The organism is Polaromonas sp. P3_C2 (assembly GCF_056402675.1).
In genome coordinates, this window is record NZ_JBFUGX010000141.1 from 1 (window position 1) to 7,904 (window position 7,904).

Here is a 7,904-nt window from a genome sequence, read left to right on the forward strand (position 1 = left end):
GATCCAGACCGTGCTCAACAGCGACATCGTCATGCAATTCGATGAATGCACGCCTTACGACACCAAGGGCCACATCACCACCGAAGGCGAAGCGCGCAGCTCGATGGAGCTGAGCCTGCGATGGGCCAGCCGCTGCATTGCCGAATTCAAAAAACTGGAGAACCCCAACGCGCTCTTCGGCATCGTGCAGGGCGGCATGTTTGAAAACCTGCGCCAGGAATCGCTGGATGCGCTGGTTGAGCTGGAATTGCCCGGCTATGCGATTGGCGGCGTGAGCGTGGGTGAGCCCAAGGAAGAAATGCAGCGCATCATGGCGCACACGCCGCATCGCCTGCCGACGAACAAGCCGCGCTACCTGATGGGTGTGGGCACACCTGAAGATCTGGTCGAAGGCGTGGCAGCCGGTGTTGATATGTTTGACTGCGTGATGCCGACGCGCAATGCGCGCAACGGCCACATGTTCACGCGCTTTGGCGACCTGAAGATCCGCAATGCGCGCTACAAGACGGAAGACCAACCCGTTGATGCCACCTGCAGCTGCTACACCTGCAAGAATTTCTCGCGCGCCTACATGCACCACCTGGACCGCTGCGGCGAAATGCTGGGCCCCATGCTGTCGAGCATCCATAACCTGCATTACTACCTGAATCTGATGCAGGAAGTCCGCGACGCACTGGACGCCGGCCGTTTTGGCGAATTCACCGCGCAGTTCCACGCTGACAGGCAGCGGGGCGTCTGATGAACATCAACCTGCAACGCTGGATTGACCGCTGGGTCGGCATACCGCTGTGTGCTGCGGTATCGGGCGTCGATGCCGTGATGCGGCAATTCCGCTCCGGCGCCGACCCCGCGCCGCGCGCCATCGTGGTGATTTTGCTGTCGGAGATGGGTAGCCTGGTGCTGGCCCACGACATGTTCACGCGCCTGAAGCAGCGCTACCCCGACGCACCGCTGCACGCCCTGCTCTTTGGCAAGAACCGCGAAATCCTCGACCTCATGCAGGTGGTGGACCCGGCCAACGTGCACACGGTGGATGACAAGTCGCTGGGCGGCCTGCTGTCCAGCCTGTGGAAGGCTATTGGCGAGCTGCGGCGCGCGAATGTTGACGTGGCGATTGACTGCGAGCTGTTCTCGCGCATCAGCAGCCTGCTGTCGTATGCCAGCGGCGCGCGCATCCGCGTGGGCTTTCACCGCCACACGCAGGAAGGCCTGTACCGCGGCTCGCACATCAACCGGCCCGTTCCCTACAACCCTTACCAGCACATCAGCGCGCAGTTTCTGACATTGGCGCGCGCGATTGATTCCACCGCCGTTCCGAAATCCAAACTGCCCGCGAATCTGGCCGCGGCAGGCATCGGAAAACCACCGCCGCACATACAGCTGGATGCGGCGCTGGTGCCAGGCATCCATGCGCGATTGGCGCAGGACTTTCCCGCGATTGCCGGCAAGCTCCTGGTGCTGGTCTACCCGGGCGGGGGCATCCTGCCGATCCGTGCCTGGCCATTGGCTTCCTACACCGCGTTGTGCGAAGGGCTGGTGGCCGACGGCTGCGCCGTGGCCGTGATTGGCCTGAAAGACGACCAGGCGCTGGCGCAGCAACTGGTAGCCAACGTGCAGGCGGCCTTCCCCGGCAGCCCCGTGATTGACCTGACCGGCTATACGCGATCCATTTCCGAACTGCTGGCGCTCTTTCATGTGGCACGCCTGCTGGTCACCAACGACGGTGGGCCTGGGCAGTTCGCGGCGCTCACGCCCATCTGGACACTGATGCTGTTTGGCCCCGAGACACCGGGCCTGTATGCGCCGCTCACACCGCAGTGCCATTCCTTTTACAGCCAGTGGCCGTGTTCGCCTTGCCTCACTGCCTACAACCACCGCTCGTCGTATTGCGACGGCGACAACCAGTGCCTGAAGGTCATTGCGCCCGAAACCGTACTGGCCAAGGCGCGCGAGTGCCTGGCAACGCCCTGACCCCATTCCGATGACAACACTCCGATCCATAGCAGAGGCTGTCATCAGCCGCCTGCCTGAGCGCCTGCAACCCATGGTGCGCTGGCGCTTCATCAAGTTCGGCGTGGTGGGCGCCAGCGGCACGGTGGTGAATGTCGCCGTGCTGTATGTTGCCCAGGAATTCCTGTTCAGCCACATTGCCGACTTCCATTCCCGGCTGAACTACTCCATTGCGCTGGCCATCACGATCGCCACCATCAGCAACTTTTACTGGAACCGGCGGCTGACCTGGCGCGACCGCAAGCATGAAGTGCACCACTCGGCACTTTTCCTGTTTTCAAAGTACGTGATGGCGGCCGGCCTGGCCATCGTGCTGCAGTCACTGCTGACCAAATGGCTGGCGCTGTACATGCACTACATCCTGGCCAACGTGCTGGCGATTGCCTTGTCCAGCGTGTGTAACTTTGTGGCCAATGACCGCATGACATTTCGCCGCCGGCGCGCGAAAATCGTGGCCCCTGACGCCGACGGCGCTGCGCCGCCCTCCACCGATACCCATGACAAGCCCTGAGTCCCTGAAAAATCGTATCCCGGCCCACCGCATCTGGATAACGCTGGCGCTACTGGTCGCGYTGGCTTACCTGTTTGGCCTTGCCGGTGACCACATTCCGCGCAACGGCGACGAGCTGGTCTATGCCCATATCGCCCGGCTGACGGCCGCGACCGGCAAGTGGCTGCCACTGGTCAGCTCCTACGATTTCATGCGCAACACCAAGCCGCCCGTGCTGTTCTGGCAGGCGATGGTCGCCGGCGGATGGGGCGGGCACTGGACGCTGCTCAACCTGCGCCTGCCGAGCGTGGTCTATACGTGGGCAATTTCGCTCATGGTCGGGCTGCTGACCTGGAAGATCGTTCGCAACACGGCCACATCCACCGGCACTGTCGCTGAAGAGCCGGTCAGCCAGGCCGCTTCAACCGATAGCAGCCGCCATGCCCTGACGATGGGCGCCATCGCGGCCATCGTGTACCTGTCGTTCTTCAGCACCTACCGCTATGGCAGGCCTTACCTCACCAGCGCACCCGAAACTTTCTGGCTGTTTGGGGTGTTGTTTGCCGTTGCCTGGGCGCCGGCAAAGTTGCTGGCCTCGCGCTGGAAATTTCCATTGCTCGCCGGCCTGGCCATCGGCATAGGCTGCCTCTACAAATCGTTTGTCATGGTGGTGCCGGTCGGGTTCGGCCTGGCCCTGTGCTACCAGGTGCTGGGTGCTCAGAAAGCTCCTTGGGAAATTTCCCGGGCCGGGATCATCACCGACGGTATCAAGGTCACAGCCATCTGCGTGCTGGCACTCGCAATCTTCGGATTGTGGTTTGCCATTGACCCGCAACCAGGAGAAGTCTGGCGCGAGTTTGTCGTCGGCGAAAACGCCGGCAAGATGAATTCGTCCAAGGGCTACTTCGCCATCGCGTTCAGCGGCAGCAGCGGCGTGTTGACGATATTGACGGGTTACTTCTCCAACGCCCTTTTCCTGCTACCCGTTGCCGTGGGCTGCTTTGTGGCGGCGTGGCGCGCCTGGCGGCAGCGCAAGGGCACTGGCAAGACCATCAGCGATGCAGAAAAAGCCATGTGGTTCTGGATGCTGGCCTTTGCGCTGGTGTTCATGGTGCCCACCCAGCGCTCCACCCGCTACCTGATCCCCGCCATGCCSGCGCTGGCCGTACTGATCGCGTTGTACTGGGAGCGCATCTCGCGCATCTGGTTCAGCCTGACCTTGCTGATCTGCCTGGGCGGCGCGCTGGCCATGGGACTGATCGGCTTTGGCGGTGTGCGGGCCACACAGGATTCCTGGCTGTACTCACCGCTCTACTGGCTCTTTATAGGGGTTCTGGCCGTGGCGTGTATTGCGGGCATGGTCAGGCGCGAGCTGACGCGCCCGATCGCTGCGATGAGCAGCTTCGCCGTACTCATTGCGCTCGCATGGGTGACCCTGCCCTTCAACGGCGACATGGGCCATTTCCGCCCCGATACTGATGCATTGCTCAAAGGCCAGTCCGTGTCGGTGCCGAGCAACTTCAACGGGCACTTTGAGCGCTACGAGTTCATCATTCCGGGCGCCAAAATCGTTCCCTACTTTGCCGCGCAGCCGGTGGACTACGAGGACGTGAATGCCCTGTTCAAGAACACGCGCTACGCCCTGGTGCAGCGCCGTGCCGGGCAAAAGCCCTGCGACGGTTGCCGCATCATCGACCAGCGCTGGGACCTGCGCTCACGGCAGGACGAAAAAGAAGGCACGCTGGGCGCGTTCAAGTCGCCCGAAACCTTCTGGTACGCCCGAGAATACCTGGTCGAGCGCGCCGCGCCCTGAGCGTCCGCTGATTGTTCTGTTCATTCCAAACCCGTATTTGACTGGAGCCCTGCGCATGCCGAAAACCTCACCGCAGGCCACGATGGCCCGACTGCTATCCCTGGTGACTGTCCTGGGCAGCTTGCTCCTTGCGCTTGGCGGCTGCGCCACGGCCATCAAGCCGCATGCGGAGACGGGTGCGCCTATGCTGGGTTTTCAGAACATGGCTCTGAACCCGGGCAATGGTGGAGAGCTGATCAGGCCCGACGTCCTGCTGCCGGGCGACATCATCCTCACCGCTGAAAACGGCATCAACTCGGTGGGTATTCGCCTGATCACGCTATCGCCGGTCAGCCATGCTGCGATATATATGGGCAACCGGCAGATCGCTGAAGCCGTGGGCTCGGGTATCCGCGTGCGCAGCATGGACGCGCTACTCAATGATGAGGCGACAGTGGTGGCGTTTCGCCATCCCGACCTTACCGCCGAACAGGCCATCAAGATCAACACCTTCGCGGCCAGCCATGAAGGCAAGAAATACAACTATGTCGGCGTGATGCTGCAGGCGCCTTTCGCGCTGGAGCGCCGCATGTGCGAGCTGCCGCTGGTGCCTTCGATGGTGCGCGACTTCTGTATTCGCGGCATCGCAGCCGTGCAGCTGGGACTGGGACGCAATGACCAGTTCTTCTGTTCGCAGTTCATCCTGGAGGCCTACCGCAGCGCCGGCCTGCCGCTGACCGACGCCGACCCCCGGCTGATCAACCCCGGCGACCTGCTGCACATGCGGGAGGGCGATGTGCCCTCCATCATGATTCACAAGCCGCTGCGGTATGTGGGGCACCTCAAGGCAGCGCCCCAGATCGTCGCCGTCGAGCAGATGCAGCAGTAGCCGGCGCCGCTGTTGGTAGTTATGGCGACGGCCACTTCAGTTGATTCAACCGCCGATGTGCATCGTGAACTGCGCACCGTTGGAGAGCTTGCACTGCCCCGTCCCCATCGTTGACGAGTTCATCTGGTAGCGGCAGCTGATATAGCTGCCCCGGCTGCCGGAGCCGTTGGCCACCCCTTCGCGCGTCGAAGAGCCCGCGATGCGCGTAGCTTCCCCATTAAAGCTTTCACCGTTGATGTTGGTGGTGAAGGTGCCGCGCCCGTTCATGTCGTTGGTCACCACCGCGCCCACCATGCCGTAGGCCTGGGCGATGTCGTTCGCCGGGTACAGCCGCGCCGCAAAGGTCGTGCTTGCCGGCATGGCCGGTGTGACATACACCGTGGAGGAAACCGGCGGATGGCCGGGCTGGACCGGCACGACGTAGCAGCCCGTCAGGGCAGTGGCACCCAGCACCGCAGCGGCCAAAGCCGTGCGGCGCGTCAGGCGTGACAGGGAGAACACGGAGGAATCGATCTTCATAAATAACCCGAAGGCCCAAGCACATGCTTGTAGAGGCAGTGTGGAGCGGAATGCCTTAAAAGTTTCGTTTAAAGATACAAGATCATTAGATTTGTACGATCAGCATCAAATGAAGATACTTCATCGAAAACCGACAGGTAGACAGCAAATCTTCATGGCGGGGGCCGCAGTCACCAAATAGCCGACGTGCAGCGCAAAGATTCAGGCTCAGGCACTATCGGCGATCCTGCCCACTTTTTTTGCAAAGATGACCATGCAATACCGCCGCCTTKGAAACAGCAACCTCAAAGTCTCCGTCCTGTGCCTGGGCACCATGATGTTCGGCAAGCAGACGCCGTTTGAAGAAGCAGGCCGCATCGTGGCGTCGGCGCGCGAGCACGGGCTCAACTTCATCGACACGGCCGATGTCTACAACCAGGGGCAGTCCGAAAAAGACCTGGGCAAGCTTCTCGCGGGCCAGCGGAACCACTGGGTCTTGGCCAGCAAGCTGGGCAACCCTGTCAGCGAGGCTGTCAACGAAGGCCACTACTCCCGCCGTTGGCTGGTGCAGGAAACCGAGGCCATTCTGTCCAGGCTGCAAACCGACTACCTGGACATTCTTTACCTGCACCGTGACTACCACGACGCCAACCTGGAGGAGGCGGTGCGCACGCTGGGCGACCTGATTCGCACGGGCAAGATTCGCAGTTTTGGTCTGTCCAACTTCAGGGGTTGGCGCATCGCCGAGGTGGTGCACCTGTGCAAAGCGCTGGGCATGCCGCAGCCCGTGGTGTGCCAGCCGTACTACAACCTGCTCAACCGCGGCCCGGAGGTTGAAATCCTGCCGGCCTGCGGCCACTACGGCATTGGAGTGGTGCCTTACAGCCCGCTGGCACGCGGCGTGCTGACCGGCAAGTACCCACCCGGCCAGCCGCCGGCCGAAGGCACACGCGCGGGCAGCGGCGACAAGCGCATCCTGGAGACCGAATTCCGCGAAGAGTCACTGGTCATTGCGCAGAAGATCAAGGCGCGCTGCGAAGCCCGGGGACAAGTGCCCGGCCAGTTCGCCGCAGCCTGGGTACTGGCCAATCCACTGATCAGTTCGGTCATCGTCGGCCCGCGCACCCTGCCGCACCTGGAGGATGTGTATGGTGCGGTGGAACTGGTGCTGGACAAGGACGACGAAATCTTTGTCAATGACCTGGTCGTGCCCGGCCACGCGTCCAGCCACGGCTACAACGACCCGGGTTACCCATTTTTTGGGCGGCCGATGGCCTGAGTCGAGGAACCTGCGGCTTCTGTCGGCCTTTCGGGAACGGCTTCATATCAGATCTGGTACTGCGACCACAAAGCATTCGTGAACCGCGACGCGCCAATATGCTCACGCAACTTGTTGAACCTTGGCGCCTGAGGGTAAGCACGAAGAAATTGTTCCTTTGTCGCGTGCAGCTGATACGGCAGGTAGTAGGTGCCTTCATGCGCCAAGGCCAGATCGATCATTGAGCGAGTCCATTGCGCAGCGTGTCGCTGCGCATAGACCGACATGCCCTGCTTATAGTAAATCACGAAAGAAAATACATCTTGCCGCGCCCAAGCCATCAGTACCGCATGATCAGGCGGCGAGTGGCGTATTGAAACATTCACCGTTCCCGTAGGAATCGTTTGCAAGATGTCTGCCATCTTTCGCGCGAAGCTTGTGAAGTGGCGCTCCGGAACAAAATACTCTTGCAAAACATAAGTGGAAAAATCCCGGTTCGCTGGCTCCAGCTGCGCAACATCAAGGCTGGCTTCATAATTGCGCCACGCCACGGCCGGGGTATCTTCGATGGAAGTAGCGGCTTTTCCCCGGAGCAAAGCTCCGCCAGGCAACTCCGTCATGGCCCAGAAAAAAAATTTCTCTTTCGTGTAGGGGCGGCCCGGCGGCGTCAACCGCTCCTGGATGGTCAAGGGCTTGTCGGTGCGTGACCATGTGACGCAATGCGGATAGCCAAACCGGTCCGGGAATAAATCGGCGTTGTGCAACAGCACGTTCGGGTCAGACTGGATCTTCTCGCGGAACCAGCCCGGATAGTCTTCAATGGAAATGCGATTCGTTGATCTTTCTATGCGAAAGTTTTCATCGAGATTAAGTTCAATCTCCGTGACGACGCCAATCCCTCCATACCCGCCAATAGCGGCATGAAAAAGTTCTGAATTGATTTGCCTGCTGGCTTCAACCACCTCAC

The 7,904-nt window shown here is 61.1% G+C and carries 7 protein-coding genes and 1 pseudogene; 6 read left to right on the top strand and 2 right to left on the bottom strand.

Features of this window, described 5'->3' with window-relative positions; genetic code table 11:
- From tgt to AC1DWI_RS08190, 5 genes are all read left to right on the top strand, one after another.
- Positions 1–739 (top strand): tRNA guanosine(34) transglycosylase Tgt (gene tgt / locus AC1DWI_RS08170; protein WP_477724654.1); only part of this gene is annotated, 739 nt, incomplete at its 5' end.
- On the top strand, positions 739–1,971 hold the full coding sequence (locus AC1DWI_RS08175; RefSeq protein ID WP_477668710.1) for a glycosyltransferase family 9 protein: 1,233 nt from the start codon (positions 739–741) through the stop codon (positions 1,969–1,971). The genes tgt and AC1DWI_RS08175, both read left to right, overlap by 1 nt.
- A gap of 10 nt (positions 1,972–1,981) precedes the next feature.
- The gene (locus tag AC1DWI_RS08180) at positions 1,982–2,521 is read left to right on the top strand and encodes a GtrA family protein (RefSeq protein WP_477668711.1); all 540 of its coding nucleotides are present in this window, start codon (positions 1,982–1,984) and stop codon (positions 2,519–2,521) included.
- The gene (locus AC1DWI_RS08185) at positions 2,508–4,313 is read left to right on the top strand and encodes an ArnT family glycosyltransferase (RefSeq protein WP_477668712.1); all 1,806 of its coding nucleotides are present in this window, start codon (positions 2,508–2,510) and stop codon (positions 4,311–4,313) included. The genes AC1DWI_RS08180 and AC1DWI_RS08185 overlap by 14 nt, the downstream gene beginning before the upstream one ends.
- 55 nt (positions 4,314–4,368) lie before the next feature.
- Positions 4,369–5,181: a YiiX/YebB-like N1pC/P60 family cysteine hydrolase gene (locus tag AC1DWI_RS08190; protein WP_477668713.1), complete on the top strand. Its 813-nt coding sequence runs from the start codon at positions 4,369–4,371 to the stop codon at positions 5,179–5,181.
- 45 nt (positions 5,182–5,226) lie between these two features.
- Here the strand turns inward: AC1DWI_RS08190 and AC1DWI_RS08195 are convergent, their stop codons facing one another.
- The gene (locus AC1DWI_RS08195) at positions 5,227–5,700 is read right to left on the bottom strand and encodes a hypothetical protein (RefSeq protein ID WP_477668714.1); all 474 of its coding nucleotides are present in this window, start codon (positions 5,698–5,700) and stop codon (positions 5,227–5,229) included.
- Between the two features lie 253 nt (positions 5,701–5,953).
- On the opposite strand from AC1DWI_RS08195, the gene AC1DWI_RS08200 reads away from it, so the two are divergent.
- Positions 5,954–6,958: an aldo/keto reductase gene (locus tag AC1DWI_RS08200; protein ID WP_477724655.1), complete on the top strand. Its 1,005-nt coding sequence runs from the start codon at positions 5,954–5,956 to the stop codon at positions 6,956–6,958.
- A gap of 47 nt (positions 6,959–7,005) precedes the next feature.
- Here AC1DWI_RS08200 and AC1DWI_RS08205 read toward each other — a convergent pair.
- Positions 7,006–7,904 (bottom strand): annotated as a pseudogene (locus tag AC1DWI_RS08205) (FAD-binding oxidoreductase); the annotation flags it as partial.

What these genes read in the sequence shown, in the direction of transcription:
- AC1DWI_RS08190 (WP_477668713.1), top strand. Translation starts at nt 4,369, where the DNA reads ATGCCGAAAACCTCACCGCAGGCCACGATGGCCCGACTGCTATCCCTG.
- AC1DWI_RS08195 (WP_477668714.1), bottom strand. Translation starts at nt 5,700, where the DNA reads ATGAAGATCGATTCCTCCGTGTTCTCCCTGTCACGCCTGACGCGCCGC.
- AC1DWI_RS08180 (WP_477668711.1), top strand. Translation starts at nt 1,982, where the DNA reads ATGACAACACTCCGATCCATAGCAGAGGCTGTCATCAGCCGCCTGCCT.
- AC1DWI_RS08175 (WP_477668710.1), top strand. Translation starts at nt 739, where the DNA reads ATGAACATCAACCTGCAACGCTGGATTGACCGCTGGGTCGGCATACCG.